Source organism: Pseudomonas sp. Q1 (genome assembly GCF_009935975.1).
Lineage (GTDB): Bacteria > Pseudomonadota > Gammaproteobacteria > Pseudomonadales > Pseudomonadaceae > Aquipseudomonas > Aquipseudomonas palleroniana.
Genome location: NZ_QODI01000015.1, coordinates 47,125 through 64,744, shown reverse-complemented (window position 1 = coordinate 64,744; position 17,620 = coordinate 47,125). Strand labels below are relative to the sequence as shown.

General features: G+C 61.1%; 19 protein-coding genes. 9 read left to right on the top strand and 10 right to left on the bottom strand.

What is annotated here, in order from left to right; genetic code table 11:
- Positions 1-66 precede the first annotated feature (66 nt).
- Positions 67-420 carry a hypothetical protein gene (locus DK870_RS22470; RefSeq protein ID WP_090366242.1) on the top strand — a complete coding sequence of 118 codons (354 nt, stop codon included), beginning with the start codon at positions 67-69 and terminating at the stop codon, positions 418-420.
- A 145-nt stretch (positions 421-565) separates the two neighbouring features.
- Positions 566-1,006 (top strand): DUF3757 domain-containing protein, encoded by a 441-nt coding sequence (locus tag DK870_RS22465; RefSeq protein ID WP_161549709.1) that lies wholly within the window; start codon positions 566-568, stop codon positions 1,004-1,006.
- A 10-nt stretch (positions 1,007-1,016) separates the two neighbouring features.
- Here the strand turns inward: DK870_RS22465 and DK870_RS22460 are convergent, their stop codons facing one another.
- Positions 1,017-2,129 carry an enoyl-CoA hydratase/isomerase family protein gene (locus DK870_RS22460; RefSeq protein WP_161549708.1) on the bottom strand — a complete coding sequence of 371 codons (1,113 nt, stop codon included), beginning with the start codon at positions 2,127-2,129 and terminating at the stop codon, positions 1,017-1,019.
- A gap of 135 nt (positions 2,130-2,264) precedes the next feature.
- Between DK870_RS22460 and ung the strand changes: the two genes are divergently transcribed.
- Complete coding sequence (ung, locus tag DK870_RS22455) at positions 2,265-2,957, top strand: uracil-DNA glycosylase (RefSeq protein WP_060753725.1); 693 nt, start codon at positions 2,265-2,267, stop codon at positions 2,955-2,957.
- An 18-nt stretch (positions 2,958-2,975) separates the two neighbouring features.
- Here the strand turns inward: ung and DK870_RS22450 are convergent, their stop codons facing one another.
- The 6 genes from DK870_RS22450 to DK870_RS22425 all read right to left on the bottom strand — a co-directional run bounded on the left by DK870_RS22450 (position 2,976) and on the right by DK870_RS22425 (position 9,450).
- The gene (locus DK870_RS22450) at positions 2,976-3,914 is read right to left on the bottom strand and encodes a YncE family protein (protein WP_104995780.1); all 939 of its coding nucleotides are present in this window, start codon (positions 3,912-3,914) and stop codon (positions 2,976-2,978) included.
- A 103-nt stretch (positions 3,915-4,017) separates the two neighbouring features.
- Positions 4,018-5,046 carry an AbrB family transcriptional regulator gene (locus tag DK870_RS22445; protein ID WP_161549707.1) on the bottom strand — a complete coding sequence of 343 codons (1,029 nt, stop codon included), beginning with the start codon at positions 5,044-5,046 and terminating at the stop codon, positions 4,018-4,020.
- The gene (locus DK870_RS22440; RefSeq protein ID WP_161549706.1) at positions 5,039-6,553 is read right to left on the bottom strand and encodes a tripartite tricarboxylate transporter permease; all 1,515 of its coding nucleotides are present in this window, start codon (positions 6,551-6,553) and stop codon (positions 5,039-5,041) included. Before DK870_RS22440 ends, DK870_RS22445 begins: the two co-directional genes overlap by 8 nt.
- 1 nt (position 6,554) lies before the next feature.
- The gene (locus DK870_RS22435) at positions 6,555-7,013 is read right to left on the bottom strand and encodes a tripartite tricarboxylate transporter TctB family protein (protein ID WP_060753721.1); all 459 of its coding nucleotides are present in this window, start codon (positions 7,011-7,013) and stop codon (positions 6,555-6,557) included.
- A gap of 130 nt (positions 7,014-7,143) precedes the next feature.
- A complete protein-coding gene (locus DK870_RS22430; RefSeq protein ID WP_104995783.1) occupies positions 7,144-8,124 on the bottom strand; it encodes a tripartite tricarboxylate transporter substrate binding protein in 981 nt (326 codons plus the stop codon).
- Positions 8,125-8,160: 36 nt separating this feature from the next.
- Entirely contained in the window at positions 8,161-9,450 is a 1,290-nt protein-coding gene (locus DK870_RS22425; protein WP_161549705.1) for an OprD family porin, read from the bottom strand.
- Between the two features lie 234 nt (positions 9,451-9,684).
- Here DK870_RS22425 and DK870_RS22420 point away from each other — a divergent pair, with 234 nt between their 5' ends.
- Both DK870_RS22420 and DK870_RS22415 read left to right on the top strand, forming a co-directional pair.
- On the top strand, positions 9,685-10,356 hold the full coding sequence (locus tag DK870_RS22420) for a response regulator (protein WP_060753718.1): 672 nt from the start codon (positions 9,685-9,687) through the stop codon (positions 10,354-10,356).
- A complete protein-coding gene (locus DK870_RS22415; protein WP_161549704.1) occupies positions 10,349-11,734 on the top strand; it encodes a sensor histidine kinase in 1,386 nt (461 codons plus the stop codon). Before DK870_RS22420 ends, DK870_RS22415 begins: the two co-directional genes overlap by 8 nt.
- Here the strand turns inward: DK870_RS22415 and DK870_RS22410 are convergent, their stop codons facing one another.
- Both DK870_RS22410 and DK870_RS22405 read right to left on the bottom strand, forming a co-directional pair.
- Entirely contained in the window at positions 11,735-12,556 is an 822-nt protein-coding gene (locus tag DK870_RS22410) for an HDOD domain-containing protein (RefSeq protein WP_090366225.1), read from the bottom strand.
- A gap of 36 nt (positions 12,557-12,592) precedes the next feature.
- On the bottom strand, positions 12,593-13,534 hold the full coding sequence (locus DK870_RS22405) for a folate-binding protein YgfZ (protein ID WP_060753715.1): 942 nt from the start codon (positions 13,532-13,534) through the stop codon (positions 12,593-12,595).
- A 140-nt stretch (positions 13,535-13,674) separates the two neighbouring features.
- Here DK870_RS22405 and DK870_RS22400 point away from each other — a divergent pair, with 140 nt between their 5' ends.
- Both DK870_RS22400 and DK870_RS22395 read left to right on the top strand, forming a co-directional pair.
- Complete coding sequence (locus tag DK870_RS22400) at positions 13,675-13,929, top strand: succinate dehydrogenase assembly factor 2 (RefSeq protein ID WP_017255216.1); 255 nt, start codon at positions 13,675-13,677, stop codon at positions 13,927-13,929.
- Positions 13,913-14,359 (top strand): protein YgfX, encoded by a 447-nt coding sequence (locus tag DK870_RS22395; RefSeq protein ID WP_161549703.1) that lies wholly within the window; start codon positions 13,913-13,915, stop codon positions 14,357-14,359. Before DK870_RS22400 ends, DK870_RS22395 begins: the two co-directional genes overlap by 17 nt.
- Here the strand turns inward: DK870_RS22395 and nadB are convergent.
- Positions 14,328-15,944: an L-aspartate oxidase gene (gene nadB / locus DK870_RS22390; protein WP_060753713.1), complete on the bottom strand. Its 1,617-nt coding sequence runs from the start codon at positions 15,942-15,944 to the stop codon at positions 14,328-14,330. The two genes, DK870_RS22395 and nadB, sit on opposite strands and share 32 nt — an antisense overlap.
- 464 nt (positions 15,945-16,408) lie before the next feature.
- On the opposite strand from nadB, the gene rpoE reads away from it, so the two are divergent.
- Positions 16,409-16,990: an RNA polymerase sigma factor RpoE gene (gene rpoE, locus DK870_RS22385; protein WP_060753712.1), complete on the top strand. Its 582-nt coding sequence runs from the start codon at positions 16,409-16,411 to the stop codon at positions 16,988-16,990.
- 32 nt (positions 16,991-17,022) lie between these two features.
- Positions 17,023-17,610, top strand: a complete 588-nt coding sequence (locus DK870_RS22380; RefSeq protein WP_060753711.1) for a sigma-E factor negative regulatory protein — start codon at positions 17,023-17,025, stop codon at positions 17,608-17,610.
- Positions 17,611-17,620: the final 10 nt, after the last annotated feature.

Here is a 17,620-nt window from a genome sequence, read left to right as displayed (position 1 = left end):
CAGTGAAATCTGAATGCCGCGCTCCAGCGTCGCTGGAGGTGCTCTCTCGCGGTCCAGGAGGCCGCCATGTATCGACGACTGCTGCTCACTGCTTTACTCGGCCTGACCTTGTCAGCTTGCGTGCCTTACTACGAGGGAGGCGGCACCTACTACCGCTCCGAAGTCTACACAGCGCCTGCGCCGGCCTATTATTACGGCGGTCCTGCCTATTACGGGCGCGGCTACTACGCGCCGGCACCGCGCTATTACTCAGCGCCGCGGTACTACTCGGCCCCCCGGTATTATCAGCCGTCACCGCGCTATTACCCACGGCCCGGCTACCGACCCTATCAAAATCAGGACTGGGGCAGCCGTTGGGGTAACGGCGGCGGTCACGGGCGCGGCTCCGATCATGGAGGCGGGCGCGGCGGGCATCGCTGACGAGCGGAAGAAACGGCGCATGAGGCGCCGTTTTTTTATACCTGGCGTTTATAAGTACTGTCAGAATTAACAGCTATATTTTGGGGCCAAACTATATTTCACTGCACGAAAGCCGTTGTGCTTGTCCAGTGGAGCGACTCGTCGAATGAACCTCCCTCTATTCAAACAGCAGGTGGCCCTGTGCATCTTGATGCTCAGCGCTATCGCCCAAGTGCAGGCTGAGCAAGGCTGCCCCTATCCCTCCGCGATCCGGTACATCGACGGGCATTTCAGAACCGTGGACAAGCAACTGCTGTGGCAGAGCCCGAAGGTCGACAGCCGTGACTTTATCGACCTGTTTATCGGCGCAATCTTCATGCCGGGCAGCGGGCAAGAGCGGGAAGACGGCTACATGGACAAATGTCTCTACCGCAGCGGCAGCGGTAACCTGGTTGCCATGAGACCGGCCCTGGGAGACCTTGTCACCAACATGTCGTTGACCAGTACTTCGCATTGGGAGCCTGGCGAAGCTCCTTTCGAACAACAGGTTTTTCTGTGTCAGGACAGCCAGCCCGACAACTGCGCGTTCAGGGTCAACGGTCGGTAGGCATGAGCTGTCAGTAGTCGGACAAATCCGCCAGCGGGTGGCGACCTTCCCAGGCTTTGTTGAAATGCGCCTGGACTACCGCGTCCGGGATCGTGTCGATATCCGGCCAGTGCCAGTGGGGCGCCTGGTCCTTGTCGATCAAACGTGCGCGTACGCCTTCGGCAAACTCGGGGTGACGGCAGCAATTGAGGCTCAAGGTGTACTCCACCTGAAATACCTGGGCCAACGACAGATGACGGGCGCGCCGCAGATGCTCCCACAGCAGATGCGCGGTCAGCGGGCAACCGTCGCTGAGGGTTTTGCCGGCGCGGCTCAACAGCGGGTCGGTGTGCTCGCGCAGCAGGCTCAAGGCGTGCCAGGCACAACGTACGTCACCCACGTCCAGCCACTCGTCGATCTGCGCACGACGCGGTAGCCATTGTGCCTCGGGCTGCTGGCCAAGCGCTTCCTGGCTCAGGGCCTTGAGCAAGCTGTTGAGCTGTTTCGCGGTCTGCTCCTGCCAGTTCAGGCGCAGCAGGCCCTCGATCAGCGCCTCTTGTTGGTCATCGCGCAGGAAACGGTCGGCCAGGCCCAGATCCAGGGCATCTCGAGCGTTGATCGGCGCGCCGGTAAGGCCGAGGAACACACCCAACTTGCCGGGCAAGCGCGAGAGAAACCAGCCGGCGCCCACGTCCGGGTACAGGCCGATGCTGATTTCGGGCATGCCCAGGCGGCTGCTGGGCGTCACGATGCGCACCGCCGCGCTTTGCAGCAACCCCATGCCGCCGCCGAGCACGTAACCGTGGCCCCAACAGATCAGTGGCTTGGGATAGGTGTGCAGGCGATAGTCGAGACGATATTCGGCGGCAAAAAACTGCGCCGCCAGGCCGGGCACCGTGCCGGGCTGTTCACGACAGGCTTGGGCCAGGCTGCGTACTTCGCCACCGGCGCAAAAGGCTTTGGCGCCGTTGCCGCGCAGCAGCACGCAGACGATATGCGGGTCTTTGGCCCACGCCTCCAGGCGTTCGCTCAGGGCCAGGATCATGGGCAAGGACAGGGCGTTGAGGGATTTTTCCGCGTCCAGGCTGGCGATGCCCAGGCGAGCACCGTCGCTGCCAGTCAGCTCTTCGAAGTGCAGGTTCATCGTGACCTCAATCGATAGGTTGAAAGATAAGTATGATCGCTGGGTAGGAAAGTGCCGGTGGTGTGTCAGATCAATTGACAAGCGGAGTGGGCTTTCCTAGGGTTCGCTTCATTCTTTTGACAAGACACGTGCACGATGACCGACGGCGACCGTATCAAACTCGAACCCAGCTGGAAACACGCCCTGCGCGACGAATTCGAACAGCCCTACATGGCCCAGTTGCGCGAGTTCCTGCGCCAGGAACATGCGGCCGGCAAAGAGATCTACCCGCCCGGCCCGCTGATTTTCAATGCGCTCAATTCCACGCCGCTGGACCAGGTCAAGGTGGTGATCCTGGGCCAAGACCCGTACCACGGCCCCGGCCAGGCCCATGGCTTGTGCTTCTCGGTACAACCGGGCGTGCCGACGCCGCCGTCGCTGGTCAATATCTATAAAGAGCTCAAGCGCGACCTGAACATCGACATCCCCAACCACGGCTGCCTGCAAAGTTGGGCCGACCAGGGCGTGCTACTGCTCAACACCACCATGACCGTCGAGCGCGCCAATGCCAACGCCCATGCCGGCAAGGGCTGGCAGTTCTTTACCGATCGGATTATCGAAGTGGTCAGCCAGCACCAACCGCACCTGGTGTTCCTGCTTTGGGGCGCGCATGCCCAGAGCAAGCAGAAGCTGATCGATGCCACCAAGCACCTGGTGCTGACCTCGGTGCATCCCTCGCCGTTGTCGGCGTATCGCGGGTTCCTGGGGTGTGGGCACTTCAGCCGTGCCAACAAGTTTCTTGAGCAGAATGGCGAGACGCCGATTGATTGGCGGTTGCCTCCTATCTGAACCCGGAGCGGCCCAGACTTAAAGTCTTACTCGAGCAATAGTGTTGTCGCCGCTGTTGGCGACATAGGCCATACGACCATCACTGGTGCTGCAAATCCCCATGGGCCTGTTGAACCCCTCAAAGGTGCCGATGACGCTTTCGCTGGTGGTATTGAGGATACTGACCCGGTGGCCTTGGGTTTCCGTGACGTAGGCCAGCCCACGCATGCTATTGAACGTGATATCCCATGGTTGCAGCAGGTTGCTCAGGATTCGGCTTTGTCTGCTAGTGGTGGTGTCGCCTATGTAAATCTGGTTGGCGGTCGGGTAAAGGATATAGATGCGGGCGATGTGAGTAGCATGAGCGATAGTGGAAGGCTGGCCGGGAACTTGGGTATTGACCGTACTCACCAAACGATTGGTCCCCAGATGGACCGTGAACCAACTCGCGAACCCGTTGGCCAAGTGGGCTCGTGCATTCCCAGGTGCGATTGTGACGATGTCGGGCGCAGCGTCGAATCTCAGTTTGATGCGTTGCTGAGGATTGCTGATTTCAATGATATCCAGCTCGCCGGCTCTGTCTGGTGCATAAAGCCGCAACCCACTCGAGTTAATTGCAATGCCGTTGATGGAGATAAAGCCGCTCAACGTGTCGAGTACATCAAAGGTAGTGACACTGATCACCACGATGACAGGATTGCCGGGGCGATTCGCATAGCTGATATAGAGCCACGGGCGTGTCGGGTGCAGGACCAGCCAGAGTGGAGCTCCGTGACCTTCAACCGTGTGGATGATGGCATTGCTCGCAGTATCGATGATCGTTACGGACTCACCGTTAGTGCTGGCAACATATAGGCGTGTTCCGTCCTGGTTGACCAATAGGCGGCTTGGTGTGTCTGTAAGGTGTATTACGTCGACAATGCCTTCAGGCTCCACGTCGTCGTTTTGCTGCTGAGTGAGGTGCACGGTGCGTTTCATAACCTTTCCTTTGATGGATTAGGTGGTTGGGTTGATTGAAACGACGGCACATCAGTATGGCTAGCTGTGAGAATTGACAGTTCCGACGAATGGCTGTGGTCGGTCAGGGATGGCGATCCCACCGCCTGAACAACGGCTCCGCCAGAAACAACACAAACAACAACCGCATCACCTGCATCGCTGTCACCAGGGGCACCGACAGTTGCAGGGTCTCGGCGGTGAGGCTCATTTCGGCGATGCCGCCGGGCATCATGCCCAAGGTCAGTGAGCGCAGGTCAAGGCCGGTCAATGCACTCAAACCCACTGCGGCGACAGTCGCCAATGCCATGGTCAAGGCCGTGCCGATCAAGGTGCGCCCGATGAACGAGGGCGCGCGGCGGAAGAACTGCCGGTTGAAGTGGCAGCCCAGGCCGCTGCCGATCAGCCATTGGCCGATCTGGCTGCCGCCGTCGGGCAGGCCGATATGCAAGTCCCACACGACACTGGCGGTGGCGCTCACCAGCAACGGCCCGAACAGCCAGGGGTTCGGCTGGCGCAAACGCTGCCAGCCCCAGGCCATCAGCGCGCCGACAGGAAACAACGCCAGCAGCCAAGGCCAACTCACCGGCGCCGGATGAAACTGTGGCGTGCCGCCTTCCAGCACGTACTTGAAGATCGCCGGTACACACAGCACCACCACCAGCACCCGCAAACTTTGCCCCGCCGCGACCCGGCTGAGCACCGCACCGTTGCGTGAACCGAGGTTGACCATCTCGCCGGAGCCGCCCGGCATGCTCGAGAAAAACGCGGTGGCGCGGTCTTCGCCGCTACGGCGCATCAACCACACACCCACCACGCTCGACAGGCTGGTGACCAGCGCACCGAAGAAGATCAGCCCGAAGTGGCTCATCACCTGTTCGATCACCACGGGGGTGAAGTGCAGGCCGATACCGATGCCGACCACCCATTGGCCGCATTTGCGCCCGCCGGGGATCTCGGCCAATTGCCAGGGAGTCAGGCAGCGCACCAGGATGATCGCCAGCAACGAGCCGACCATATACGGCAAAGGCCAGCCGACGAGGCTGGCCAGGTAACCGCCGGCCAGGCCGACCAGCGGTGTGCCCCACCAATGTTTAAAGGTGGCCTCAGACATCGGCCACGGCACGACGCTGCAGGGCACGTTTGCGGTAGATACGCACCAGCGGGAAGGCCAGCATCAGCACCGTCAACACCCACACACCGAAGGTGATCGGGCTCGACCAGAGGATGTCCAGCGCGCCGTTGGAAATCGACAGCGCACGGCGCAGGTTCTGCTCCATCAGGCCGCCGAGGATAAAGCCCAGCAGCACCGGCGACAGCGGGAAGTCGAGCTTGCGCAGGATGTAGCCGAAGATACCGATGCCGATCATCAGGAACAGGTCGAAGGTGGTGGCGTGCACGGCGTACACCCCGATCGCGGTGATGATGGCGATCACCGGCACCAGCGCCCAGTTCGGTACGGCGAGGATGCGCGTGAAGATGCGGATCATCGGGATGTTGAGGATCACCAGCATGATATTGGCGATAAACAACGACGCGATCAGGCCCCAGACGATGTCGGGTTGTTGTTGGAACAGCAGCGGGCCAGGGGTGATGTTGTACAGCGAGAGGGCGCCGATCATCACCGCCGTGGTGCCCGAACCGGGAACGCCCAGGGTCAGCATCGGGACCAGCGCGCCGCAGGCGGACGCGCCGATCGCGGTTTCCGGGGCCGCGAGGCCGCGCATGTCACCTTGGCCGAATTTGCCGTCGGCGCCGGCCATGCGTTTTTCGGTCATGTAGGCAACGGCTGAGGCCAGGGTGGCCCCGGCGCCGGGCAGCACGCCCATGATGAAACCGAGCAAGCCGCAACGGATATTCACCACAAATACTGCGCCCGCTTCCTTCAAGTTGAACAGCATGCGTCCGGTGGCTTTGACCGCTTCCTGGCCCCGATGGGTTTTTTCCAGCAACAAGAGGATCTCGCTGATGGAGAACAGGCCCAGCACCAGCACCACGAACTGGATGCCGTCGGTGAGGTGGATATTGTCGCCGGTAAAACGGTACACGCCGCTGTTGGCGTCGATGCCGACCGCCGAGAGGAACAGGCCGATCAGCGCGGCGACAAAGGTTTTCAACGGCTTGTCACCGGCCATGCCGCCGAGGCAGACAATCGCGAACACCATCAGGACGAAATATTCCGCCGGGCCGAAGGCAATCGCCCATTTGGCCAGCAGCGGCGCGAACAACACCATGCCGCAGGTGGCGATGAACGCACCGATGAACGAACTCCAGGCGGACAACGACAGCGCCACACCGGCCAGGCCTTTGCGGGCCATCGGGTAACCGTCGAGGGTGGTCATCACGGTGGAGGCTTCGCCGGGGATGTTCAGCAGGATCGAGCTGATACGCCCGCCGTACTCGCAACCCAGGTACACGGCGGCCAGCAGGATCAACGCCGACTCCGGCGGCAGGCCCAGGGCGAAGGCGATGGGGATCAACAGCGCCACGCCGTTGATGGGCCCCAGGCCCGGCAACAGGCCGACCACGGTGCCGATCAAGGTGCCGCACAGCGCGGTCACCAGGTTGTAGGGGCTCAGTGCAACGCCGAAGCCCTGGCCCAAATAGCCGAAAGTATCCATATCAGTTCTCCAGAACGTCGAGCAGGCCGAGGGGCAGCGGTACGTCCATGGCTTTATCGAACAGCAGATAAAGGCCGACGCTCATCAAGGTGATGATCACCGCACCGGGCAACCAGCGGCCGCCATACAGCCGTGCCATCGGAATACCGATCAACATGCTGCTGAGGATGAAGCCCAGGGATTCGAAGGTGCCGGCAAAGATCAGCAGCAAGACCACGCAGATGCCGATCTTGATCAGGGTTTCACGGTCCAGCGCCGGTTCTTCTTCCGTGTGCTTGGTCGGCTGTGGGCGAAACAGCATGTAGAGCAGGCCCAGGCTCATCAGCCCGAGCATCAACAGCGGGTAGGCGCGAGGCCCGACCGGCTCGTAGGAAAACGACGCCTGATACGGCCAGGCCATCAGCGCGAGGCCCGCGCAGACCAGCAGCATCACCGAGGCGAAAATGCGTTGTAAGAGCATAGGAAACTCCTTGGAAACTCTTGTCGGCGCCAACTTGCTCACAAAGAACGCAAGGACGTCGCGTGTATCCAGGCAGCACGCGTCATCGTTGAAGTTTTTCGCGAGCAAGCCCGCTCCCACAGAGGGGCGATTACTGGATCAGGCCGAACTCTTTGGCCAGCACTTTGTAGTCAGCCACCTGTTTCTTCACGTAGGTGTCCAGCTCCGGGCCGGTCATGGCGAACGGGAACAGCTCGCGCTGGTCACGCAGCTTGGCGAACTCCTCGGAAGCCAGCAGTTTGTCGAACGCATCCTTCCACCAGGCGTAGTCGGCATCGCTGACTTTTGGCCCGAGGTAGAAGCCACGCACCACCGGCCAGACGATGTCGTAGCCTTGCTCTTTGGCGGTCGGAATGTTCTTCATTTCCGGCTCGTCCAGGCGCTGCTCGGAGAACACCGCCAGCAGGCGCATGTCGCCGCTCAGGATGTGCGGCATGGAGTCGGAAATGTCGGTACTGCCCACCTGAATGTGGCCACCGAGCAAGGCGGTGGCGATTTCACCGCCGCCTTCAAGCGCCACATAGCGCAGCTCACGCGGGTTGATCCCGGCGGCCTTGGCGATGAGCGCAGTTTGCATCCAGTCCTGGCTGCCGACGGTGCCGCCGGAGCCGATGACCACGCTGCCCGGATCTTTCTTCAGGGCTTTGACCAGATCGTCGAGGTTCTTGTAGGGCGAATCGGCTTTCACCGCGATAGCCCCATAGCTGGTGCCGACCGCCGCCAACCAACGCACGGCGCTTTCATCGAAGCGCCCGAACTTGCCTTGCGCGAGGTTCAGCAGCGAACCGCTGGACCATGCGACCAGCGTGCCGGCATCCGCAGGGCGCTGGGCCACCACCGCGTTGTAGGCCACCGCGCCCACACCGCCGGGCATGTAGGTCACGCGCATCGGCTTGCTCAGCAGTTTTTCGTTGACCAGCGCGCTTTGCGCCAGTTTGCAGGTCAGGTCAAACCCACCGCCGGGGGAGGCCGGGGCGATGCATTCCGGGCGCTTGGGTTCGTCGGCCAGCAGCTGGCCGGCGAACAGCATGCAGCCGGCGGCAAGGGCCAATTTACGCAGTGAAAAGGTCATGGGTCTCTCCGTCTTTGTTGTTATGAGCTTGTTTGACTACCAAAGCGCCAGGCTGTAACTGACCAACAGGCGTACTTCATCCGCATCACGGGCCGAATAGTTGGAACGGTACGTGGCATTGCGCAGGCGCACGGCGACGTCCTTGAACGTGCCGCTTTGCACCACGTAGCGGATCTCGCTGTTGCGTTCCCACTCTTTGCCGGTCTCGCCGTTCTTGAGCCTGATGTGGTCGCCCGAGATGTAGCGGCTCATGAAGCTCAGGCCGGGAATCCCCAGTTTGGCGAAGTCGTAGTCATAGCGCGCTTGCCAGGAGCGTTCTTCGGCGCCGGCAAAGTCGTTGATCTGTACGAAGTTGACCAGGTACGGGTCGCTGCCATCCACATAAGGAAAGGCGCTGTCGCCGGACATGTGCTGGTAACCGGCGCTGAGCTTATGGCCATTGAGGGCATAGCTGAAGAGGCCGTTGAGGGAGGTGTTGTCGATGTTGCCGCCGCGGGACGCACCGGTGTCATCGCTGATGGCCAGGCGCAGGTCGGCGCCAAAGGTGCCCGGGCCCATCGGGCGCGAGGCCACCAGGCCGAGGAAGTGCTGGCGGTAGACGTCATCGAGCTGGGCGAAGTGGTAACTGCCGGTGATTTTGTCGGCGAACTTGTAGTCGACGCCGCCGAAGTTGAAGTGCTTGCCGGTGGCGCCGCCGACGAAACGGCTGTTCTTGTTGTTGAGGGCGATGTCTTCGTAGTCGGTGGAATCGCGGTCCTTGGCTTTGTCCAGGCGGCCACCGGTGAATACCAGGTTCTTGAATTCTTTCGAGGTGAGCAGGCCGCCGTTGAACGTCTGCGGCAGGATGCGGCCGTCGTTGGGCTTGAGGATCGGCAGTTCGGGGATCAGTGCGCCGATTTTCAGTTCGGTGGCGGAGATCTTCACTTTGCCGGTCAGGCCGAGTTTGCTGTACTCGTCGACCGCACGACCGTCGTCGGTGGGCAACAGGCCGGTGCCGGTGCGGTCGGGGCTGGAGTCGAGCTTGACCCCGAGCATGCCCAGCGCATCCACGCCAAACCCGACAGTGCCGTCGGTGTAGCCCGATTGCAGGTTGAGCATGAAGCCCTGGGCCCATTCGTCACGCTTGGATTGCTGCGCGCTGGTGCCGTCACGAAAGTCGCGGTTGAAGTACATGTTGCGGGTTTCCAGGGTCGCGCTGCTGTCTTCGAAGAAGGCGGCCTGGCTAAGCGGCGCAAAGCCGGCAAGCGCAGCGGCACTGGCGAGGGCGGTGTGGGTCAGGCGGGAAAACCGGACAGGCGGGCGAGCCTGGGGCTGTGTCGACAGCATGGGGGTGTACTCCGTTATTGTTCTTATTTTGGCGAAAACGCTTCGAGGCGTTTTTCGAGCGTTGCGCTCAGGCAACGGGGTGGGCATAGACCACCGTAACGGGATGCTAAAGGGCGAACCTTTCACTAACCTTTCAGTTGTCTTTCAATGTTTTCGGGCTTCACAGGCCAGGCGGCGTCTGTAAACTGCCTCGCAAAGCGTGGCGTCGACCATGCCCGAATGAGGTGAAAATCCATGCGTGTCCTCTTGGTTGAAGACCATCTGCAGCTCGCCGAAAGTGTCGCCCAGGCGCTCAAGAGCACGGGCTTGACCGTCGATGTGCTGCACGATGGGGTGGCTGCGGATCTGGCCTTGGGCAGCGAGGAGTATGCGGTGCTGGTCCTCGATGTCGGGCTGCCGCGCATGGATGGTTTCGAGGTGCTTGCACGCTTGCGGGCACGCGGCAAGAACCTGCCGGTGCTGATGCTGACGGCGCGCAGTGATGTGAAGGACCGCGTGCATGGCCTGAACCTGGGCGCCGACGACTACCTCGCCAAGCCGTTTGAACTGACGGAACTGGAAGCGCGGGTCAAGGCACTGTTGCGCCGCAGCGTACTCGGCGGCGAGCGCCAGCAGACCTGCGGTGTGCTGGTCTACGACCTGGATACACGACGGTTCACGGTGGGGGGCGAATTGATGACGTTGACCTCTCGCGAGCAAGCGGTCCTGGAGGCTTTGATTGCGCGCCCGGGTCGTGTGATGAGCAAGGAGCAACTGGCTTCCCAGGTGTTCGGCCTGGATGAGGAGGCCAGCCCCGATGCGATCGAAATCTACGTGCATCGCCTGCGCAAGAAGCTTGATGGGCAGCCCATCGCCATCGTGACATTCCGCGGCCTGGGGTACTTGCTGGAAGCGCGTGATGCATAAGCCCAGCAGCCTGCGTTGGCGGCTGCTGTGGAACCTGGCGCTGCTGCTGGTGGTGTTGATGCTCGCCAGCGGCATGAGCGCTTACTGGAATGGACGCGAAGCCGCCGACACCGCCTATGACCGTACGCTGCTGGCCTCGGCGCGGACGATCGCCGCCGGTTTGACCCAGGTCGATGGCACCCTCAGTGCCAATGTGCCGTATGTGGCCCTGGATACCTTCGCCTATGACAGTGCCGGGCGCATTTATTACCAGGTCAATGACATCGATCAGAAGCTGATCTCGGGCTACGAAAACCTGCCAGGCCCGCCGCCCGGCACACCGCGTACCGATGATTACCCGGCCCTGGCGCGCTTCTATGACGCCAAGTATCAGGGTCAGTCCGTGCGGGTGGTGAGCCTGCTCAAGGCGGTCTCCGAACCGAATATGAACGGCATGGCGGAAATTCGCGTCGCCGAGACGCAGGAGGCGCGCGTCGCCATGGCGCGTAGCCTGATGGCCGACACCTTGCTGCGCTTGGGCATGCTGGCCATCGGCGCGTTGCTGTTGGTGTGGTTTGCCGTGAGCGCGGCGCTGCGCCCGCTGGAGCGCCTGCGTACGGCGGTGGAGGAGCGTCAGCCCGACGACTTGCGGCCGCTGCCGTTGGTGGAAGTGCAGCATGAGTTTGGCCCTCTGGTGCGTTCCATCAACCACTTCACCGAACGTCTGCGCGGCCAGTTCGAGCGCCAGGCGCAGTTCATTGCCGACGCCTCCCACGAGTTACGTACCCCGTTGGCCGCATTGAAGGCTCGGCTGGAACTGGGCCTGCGTGCCGAAGACCCCGGCACCTGGCGCAGCACCCTGGAGACGGCGGCCCAGGGCACCGACCGCCTGACGCACTTGGCCAATCAATTGTTGTCCCTGGCGCGCATCGAAAACGGCGCCCGGGCGATTGCCGAGGGTGGTGCGCAGCTACTCGACCTCAGCCAACTGGCGCGGGAACTGGGCATGGCCATGGCGCCGCTGGCCCATGCGCGGGGTGTCGCCCTGGCCCTGGAAGCCGATGAACCGGTGTGGCTGCGCGGCGAGCCGACGTTGTTGAATGAACTGCTGAGCAACCTGGTGGATAACGCACTCGCCCACACCCCGCCTGGCGGCAATGTGATCCTGCGGGTCATGGCCCCGGCCGTGCTGGAGGTCGAGGATGATGGGCCAGGTATCCCGCTGGATGAGCGGGACCGGGTTTTCGAACGTTTCTACCGCCGTAGCCAGCAGGGCGTGGGTTCGGGACTGGGGTTGGCGATTGTGGGGGAGATCTGCCGGGCGCATCTGGCGCAGATCAGTTTGCACGACGGTGAATCGGCGGGGTTGAAAGTGCGGGTGAGTTTTATCGCGGGGTGATCAGTAAAACATCGAGCGTGCTTCATCCAGCTCTGTCAGAAGGGCATCGCTGTAGAGATCTGTGCGCAGTTTCCTGGCGGACGGCAATGTCGATACCGGTACGTTCGCCAACGGGTGGCCGGTGCCTCGGTGGCAATACAGGTTGGCGATCTGTACCAGGTCGATGTAGTCCAGCTTCGCCGAGTCACGCTCCAGGTCCAGGTATTGCACCGGCAGGTTGGCCAGCATCTCCGGGAAATCCCAGACGCGCAGCAGTTTGTTCCCGAGCACCGGGTGAATGCTGTCGATGACGTGATTCAGGCTGACCGGGTCCGAGAGCAGTTCGTAGTGGTCTTCGGCATAGGTGAGGATCGGCAGCACGCCGATCTGGTGGACCAGCCCGCCAAGGGCTGCCTGGTCCGGCTTCAACTGGCTGAAGCGGCGGCACAGGGCATAGCTGACGCCTGCCACTTCCAGGCTGCGCCGCCAGACTTCACGCATTTTCAGCTCGACCACTTCGGAGCGGGCGTGGAAGATTTGCTCCATCACCAGGCCGATGGCCAGGTTGCTGCTGTAGTTGGTGCCCAGCCGGGTGATGGCGGTATGCAGGTCGGTGACTTCCTGGGTTGCGCGCAACAGTGGGCTGTTGACCACTTTGATCAGCCGCGCCGACAAAGCGGTATCGCGACCGATCACCTTGCTCAAGTGGCTGATGCTGATATCCGGGTCTTCCGCGGCTTGGCGAATCTTCAGGGCCACTTCCGGTAATGTCGGCAGAACCAGGTCATCGTTGTCGATGGCCTTCACCAAAGCCTGTTGAACTTTTTCCGCCAGCTTGTTCATTCATGCTCTCTAGGGTGCTGCAAAAAGGTACGGCGATTAACGCTGGATCTCTTTATCGCGATCCAGTGGGTAAGGCAGGTCGAGCAGTTGCAGGCCAGGGCCTTCCAGGGTGCCCAAGTGCACATCGCCGCTGTCGGCAGCTTCGGCTTGCAACACCGCCAGAAGTTCAACGGATGAGTCAGCTTTTGCCGCGATCACCACTTCGCCGATCGAACTGTTGTGGCTGGGAGAGAACAGCGGGGTGCCGGGCTCCGGCAGTTCGGCCGCGTTGAGACTCAGGCGATACAGGCGTCGCTTGAGCTTGCCCAGGTATTGCATACGGGCGACGATTTCCTGGCCGGTGTAGCAACCTTTCTTGAAGCTGACGCCGCCTACGGCCTGCAGGTTGAGCATCTGTGGAATGAACAGTTCGCGCGTTTGCGGCATGACCTGGCCGATGCCGGCGCGGATCTGGCCGAGCAGCCAGTCATTCAAGCCGGCTTCCTTCAACTGTGCATTGAGTTGCGCGTGCAGGGCTTCGGCTTGTTCGGCAGGGGCCCAGAGTTCGGCGCGGCCGGGGGACACACGGATGGCGATCAGCGAGTCGGTACGTACGACGCTGTCGGTCTCGCCAGGCAATTGAAGGCCGAGGCTGGCCAGGGCCTGATCCGCATCCGCCAGACCAAAGCGTGCCCAGGCGGCGCTTTCGTCAGTGAGTTTGGACTTGGAGAACACCGCGTACTTTTTCAGGTCCGCCAGTTGCGGCTCGAGCAATTCGCAGACCATTGCCAGCAGCACGCCATCGCCTTGCAGCAGGATGCGAAAGCTCGACTGCATACGCCCTTTCTGGGTGCAGCGCGCGCCGAGGCTGGCTTGAGTGTCACTCAGGTAATTGAGGTTGCAGGTCAGTTGCCCTTGCAGGAATTTGGCAGCGTCGGCGCCGCGGACGGCGAGAACGCCTTCGTGGGACAAGGGGCAGAAAAAAGCAGAGTCAGCCATGGGTCATCGCAGGTCAAAAAGTCATGGGTGCATCATAGAGGGGCGCCCGGCAAATGGATAGTTTCCGTAAGGGGCGACCAAAGCCGACTGTTCCACCGCCGTCGGGCCTGTATACTTGCGCTCTATTTGAGGAGCGCTCCATGGTCGAAGATGTAGAAATCAATCGCCTCTACTGGCACAGCCGCCGCGGCATGTTGGAGTTGGATGTGTTGCTGGTGCCGTTCACCAAAGAGGTCTATGCGACGCTCGATCAGGTGGATCGTGACCTCTACGTCAGGCTGTTGACGTGCGAAGACCAGGACATGTTCGGCTGGTTCATGGAGCGCAGCGAATCCGAAGACCCGGAGCTGCAACGCATGGTCCGGATGATCCTGGACCGTGTCCAGCCCAAGTAATCGCTTCGAATGCCGCTGGCAGGCCTCTGGGCTGCTGCTGGCGGCATATCTGCTTGCCCAGTTGCTCGCGCTGGGGAGTCTGCTGGTTCTCGACCTTCCTTATTCAAGCCTTGGCACGCTGTTGTGCCTGGCGCATGCCGCCTGGGCACTACCGCGCCACATCCGGCTGACTCACCGTTCGTCGGTTCGCGGTCTGCGCCGGGATGAAGAGGGCTGGCAGCTGTTCAGTGATGAGCGCGGCTGGCACAGCGTGCAACTGCGCCCCGACAGCCTGGCATTGCCATGGATCGTGGTGCTGCGTTATCGGGTGCAGGGTGAGTGGCGCGTGCGTTCGCTCTGTGTGCCGAAGGACTCGCAGGCTGCCGATGTGCATCGGCGCCTGCGGGTGCGCCTCAAGTTCAGCCGCCGTAGGTGGTTGGCACCAGGATAGTGTCGCGGGCCTCGGGTAGCATCTGGGGGTAGTCGAGGGTGTAATGCAACCCCCGGCTTTCCTTGCGCTCCATGGCCGAGCGGATCATCAATTCCGCCACCTGGGCCAGGTTGCGTAATTCGATCAGGTCGCGGCTGACCTTATAGTTGCTGTAGAACTCGTCGATCTCATCGAGCAACAATCGCACCCGGTGTTGCGCCCGTTGCAGGCGTTTATTGGTGCGCACGATCCCTACGTAGTCCCACATGAAGCGCCGCAATTCGTCCCAGTTGTGGGCGATGATCACGTCTTCATCCGAATCGGTGACCTGGCTGGCGTCCCAGCGGGGCAGGGCGGCGGGCACTGGAATGTATGGCAGTTGTTCAAGAATGTCGGCCGCAGCCGAGCGCGCGTAGACAAAGCACTCAAGCAGCGAGTTACTGGCCATGCGGTTGGCGCCATGCAGGCCGGTGAAGCTGGTTTCGCCAATTGCATACAGGCCCGGTACATCGGTGCGCCCGTGCTGGTCGACCATTACGCCACCACAGGTGTAGTGCGCCGCCGGCACCACCGGGATCGGGCCTTTGGTGATGTCGATATTGAAGGTCAGGCAGCGTTCGTAGACCGTCGGGAAGTGGCTCTTGATGAAGGCTTCGGGTTTGTGGCTGATGTCCAAGTAGACGCAGTCGATGCCCAGGCGCTTCATTTCATGGTCGATGGCGCGGGCGACGATATCCCGTGGCGCCAGTTCGGCGCGTGGGTCGAAGCGCTGCATGAAGCGCTCACCATTGGGCAGCTTCAGGTGTGCACCTTCACCGCGCAGGGCTTCGGTGACCAGGAAACTCTTGGCCTGCGGGTGGTACAGGCACGTGGGGTGGAATTGGTTGAATTCCAGGTTGGCCACGCGGCAGCCGGAACGCCAGGCCATGGCGATGCCATCGCCGCAGGCTCCGTCGGGGTTGCTGGTGTAGAGGTAGACCTTGGCTGCACCACCGGATGCGAGGATGGTGAAGCGTGCGCCGTAGGTATCGACTTCGCCGCTGGCGCGGTTGAGCACGTAGGCGCCGAGGCAACGTTCGCCGTCCAGGCCCAGGCGTTTTTCGGTGATCAGGTCGACGGCGACGCGTTGTTCCAGCAATTCAATGTTGGGGCGTTGTCGGGCTTGTTCGAGCAAGGTCTTGAAGATCGCGGCACCGGTGGCATCGGCGGCGTGGATGATGCGGCGATGGCTGTGGCCGCCTTCACGGGTCAGGTGGAACTCGAATCCGCCATCATCGTTGCCCGCCTGCTCGTCACGCGTGAACGGCACCCCTTGGTCGATCAACCATTGAATGGCTTCGCGGCTATGTTCGACGGTAAAGCGCACCGCGTCTTCATTGCACAGGCCACCGCCGGCATTCAGGGTGTCCTCAACGTGGGATTGCACCGTGTCGGTGTCGTCCAGCACGGCGGCGACCCCGCCCTGGGCCCAGAAGGTCGAGCCGTTGGCCAGGTCGCCCTTGCTCAGTACGGCAATGCGCAAATGGCTGGGAAGGGTCAGCGCAAGGCTCAAGCCGGCCGCGCCGCTACCGATCACCAGGACATCGTGTTGAAACTGTTGGCTCATTGGAAGGATTCCGCAAAAAGCGATCCGAAAGGCTGGCGCAAACAGGACGCCTGGATCGGCGAATCAAAGGGTCACACGGGCCACTAGTATATAGAGGGGGGGAGCGGCACAATAGTCGGGCATTCGTGGCAATATGAGATTGCCGTGCATCAGTCGGGTGAAATGAGCCGGTTATTGGAGGGGGGAACTTTTTGCAGCAGTCCCGACTCAATAGCAGGTTGCCCGAAAGCTGGGAAAACGTTGAGTTTATTGGCCCGTCGGGAGCATTGGACGCGTCAGGAAGCCGACGACAAGATTATTCGCGCAGCCGGCGTTGCCCGAGCTGCGTTTTTCGTGTGTGCCAAAACAGTGCGCGCCGGAAACTTGCTTGAAAGGGGAGAACTTTTGCGAAAAGCCCGAGTCTATGTTTGCAAGCCTGGTCATTTAGTTATGCAAGCCTCCTTCAAGTACAACGAGGAGTGTTCATGCTAACCCAGGAAGAGGATCAGCAGCTGGTCGAGCGCGTTCAGCGCGGTGACAAGCGTGCATTTGATCTGCTAGTGCTGAAATACCAGCACAAAATTCTCGGGTTGATCGTGCGATTCGTGCACGACACCCATGAGGCGCAGGATGTAGCACAGGAAGCCTTTATCAAGGCATATCGTGCACTAGGCAATTTCCGCGGTGATAGTGCGTTTTACACGTGGCTATATCGCATCGCCATTAACACGGCGAAGAACTATCTGGTGTCTCGCGGCCGCCGCCCACCCGATAGTGATGTAAGTTCAGAAGATGCTGAATTTTACGATGGTGATCATGGCCTCAAGGATCTCGAGTCGCCGGAGCGTTCATTGCTGCGCGACGAAATCGAAGGCACCGTTCATCGCACAATTCAGCAACTGCCGGAAGATTTGCGTACCGCGTTAACTTTACGTGAATTCGATGGTCTGAGTTACGAAGACATTGCGAGCGTCATGCAATGTCCGGTGGGGACTGTAAGGTCACGGATTTTCCGGGCCCGGGAAGCCATCGACAAAGCCTTGCAACCGTTGTTGCAGGAAAACTAAAGACAGCGGCGACAGCCAAGAGAGGAACCGCCATGAGTCGTGATGCCCTGCAGGAATCGCTGTCCGCAGTGATGGATAACGAAGCGGATGAACTGGAACTTCGTCGAGTGCTCAACGCATTTGATGATGCCGAAACCCGTGATACCTGGTCTCGTTACCAAGTCGCTCGGGCGGTGATGCACAAGGATCTACTAATCCCTCGTTTGGATATTGCTGCGGCCGTTTCTGCTGCGCTGGCCGATGAAGCCGTTCCGGCAAAAGCTGCTCGTGGTCCATGGCGTAGCCTGGGTCGCCTGGCGGTTGCTGCTTCGGTGACTGTTGCCGTATTGGCGGGTGTTCGCCTGTACAACCAGGACGAAATTGCCGGTAACGAGCTGGCCCAACAGGTTCAGCAGCCGGTCATGGCTGGTCCGCAAGTCAAGGGCCCGGCTGTACTGGCCGGCTACAAGGAAAGCTCTGACACCACCGGCCCAATGGCCAATGGCGTACTGCAAGGGCAATCCGGCTGGCAGGATCAGCGCCTTCCAGGCTACCTGCGTCAACACGCACAGGAGTCGGCCTTGAAAGGTACTGAAAGCGCTCTGCCTTATGCACGTGCTGCAAGCCTGGAAAACCGTTGAATCGCTGAGG

Coding starts and splice junctions, on each gene's coding strand:
- DK870_RS22470 (WP_090366242.1), top strand. CDS start 67: ATGTATCGACGACTGCTGCTCACTGCTTTACTCGGCCTGACCTTGTCA.
- DK870_RS22465 (WP_161549709.1), top strand. CDS start 566: ATGAACCTCCCTCTATTCAAACAGCAGGTGGCCCTGTGCATCTTGATG.
- DK870_RS22460 (WP_161549708.1), bottom strand. CDS start 2,129: ATGAACCTGCACTTCGAAGAGCTGACTGGCAGCGACGGTGCTCGCCTG.
- ung (WP_060753725.1), top strand. CDS start 2,265: ATGACCGACGGCGACCGTATCAAACTCGAACCCAGCTGGAAACACGCC.
- DK870_RS22450 (WP_104995780.1), bottom strand. CDS start 3,914: ATGAAACGCACCGTGCACCTCACTCAGCAGCAAAACGACGACGTGGAG.
- DK870_RS22445 (WP_161549707.1), bottom strand. CDS start 5,046: ATGTCTGAGGCCACCTTTAAACATTGGTGGGGCACACCGCTGGTCGGC.
- DK870_RS22440 (WP_161549706.1), bottom strand. CDS start 6,553: ATGGATACTTTCGGCTATTTGGGCCAGGGCTTCGGCGTTGCACTGAGC.
- DK870_RS22435 (WP_060753721.1), bottom strand. CDS start 7,013: ATGCTCTTACAACGCATTTTCGCCTCGGTGATGCTGCTGGTCTGCGCG.
- DK870_RS22430 (WP_104995783.1), bottom strand. CDS start 8,124: ATGACCTTTTCACTGCGTAAATTGGCCCTTGCCGCCGGCTGCATGCTG.
- DK870_RS22425 (WP_161549705.1), bottom strand. CDS start 9,450: ATGCTGTCGACACAGCCCCAGGCTCGCCCGCCTGTCCGGTTTTCCCGC.
- DK870_RS22420 (WP_060753718.1), top strand. CDS start 9,685: ATGCGTGTCCTCTTGGTTGAAGACCATCTGCAGCTCGCCGAAAGTGTC.
- DK870_RS22415 (WP_161549704.1), top strand. CDS start 10,349: ATGCATAAGCCCAGCAGCCTGCGTTGGCGGCTGCTGTGGAACCTGGCG.
- DK870_RS22410 (WP_090366225.1), bottom strand. CDS start 12,556: ATGAACAAGCTGGCGGAAAAAGTTCAACAGGCTTTGGTGAAGGCCATC.
- DK870_RS22405 (WP_060753715.1), bottom strand. CDS start 13,534: ATGGCTGACTCTGCTTTTTTCTGCCCCTTGTCCCACGAAGGCGTTCTC.
- DK870_RS22400 (WP_017255216.1), top strand. CDS start 13,675: ATGGTCGAAGATGTAGAAATCAATCGCCTCTACTGGCACAGCCGCCGC.
- nadB (WP_060753713.1), bottom strand. CDS start 15,944: ATGAGCCAACAGTTTCAACACGATGTCCTGGTGATCGGTAGCGGCGCG.
- rpoE (WP_060753712.1), top strand. CDS start 16,409: ATGCTAACCCAGGAAGAGGATCAGCAGCTGGTCGAGCGCGTTCAGCGC.
- DK870_RS22380 (WP_060753711.1), top strand. CDS start 17,023: ATGAGTCGTGATGCCCTGCAGGAATCGCTGTCCGCAGTGATGGATAAC.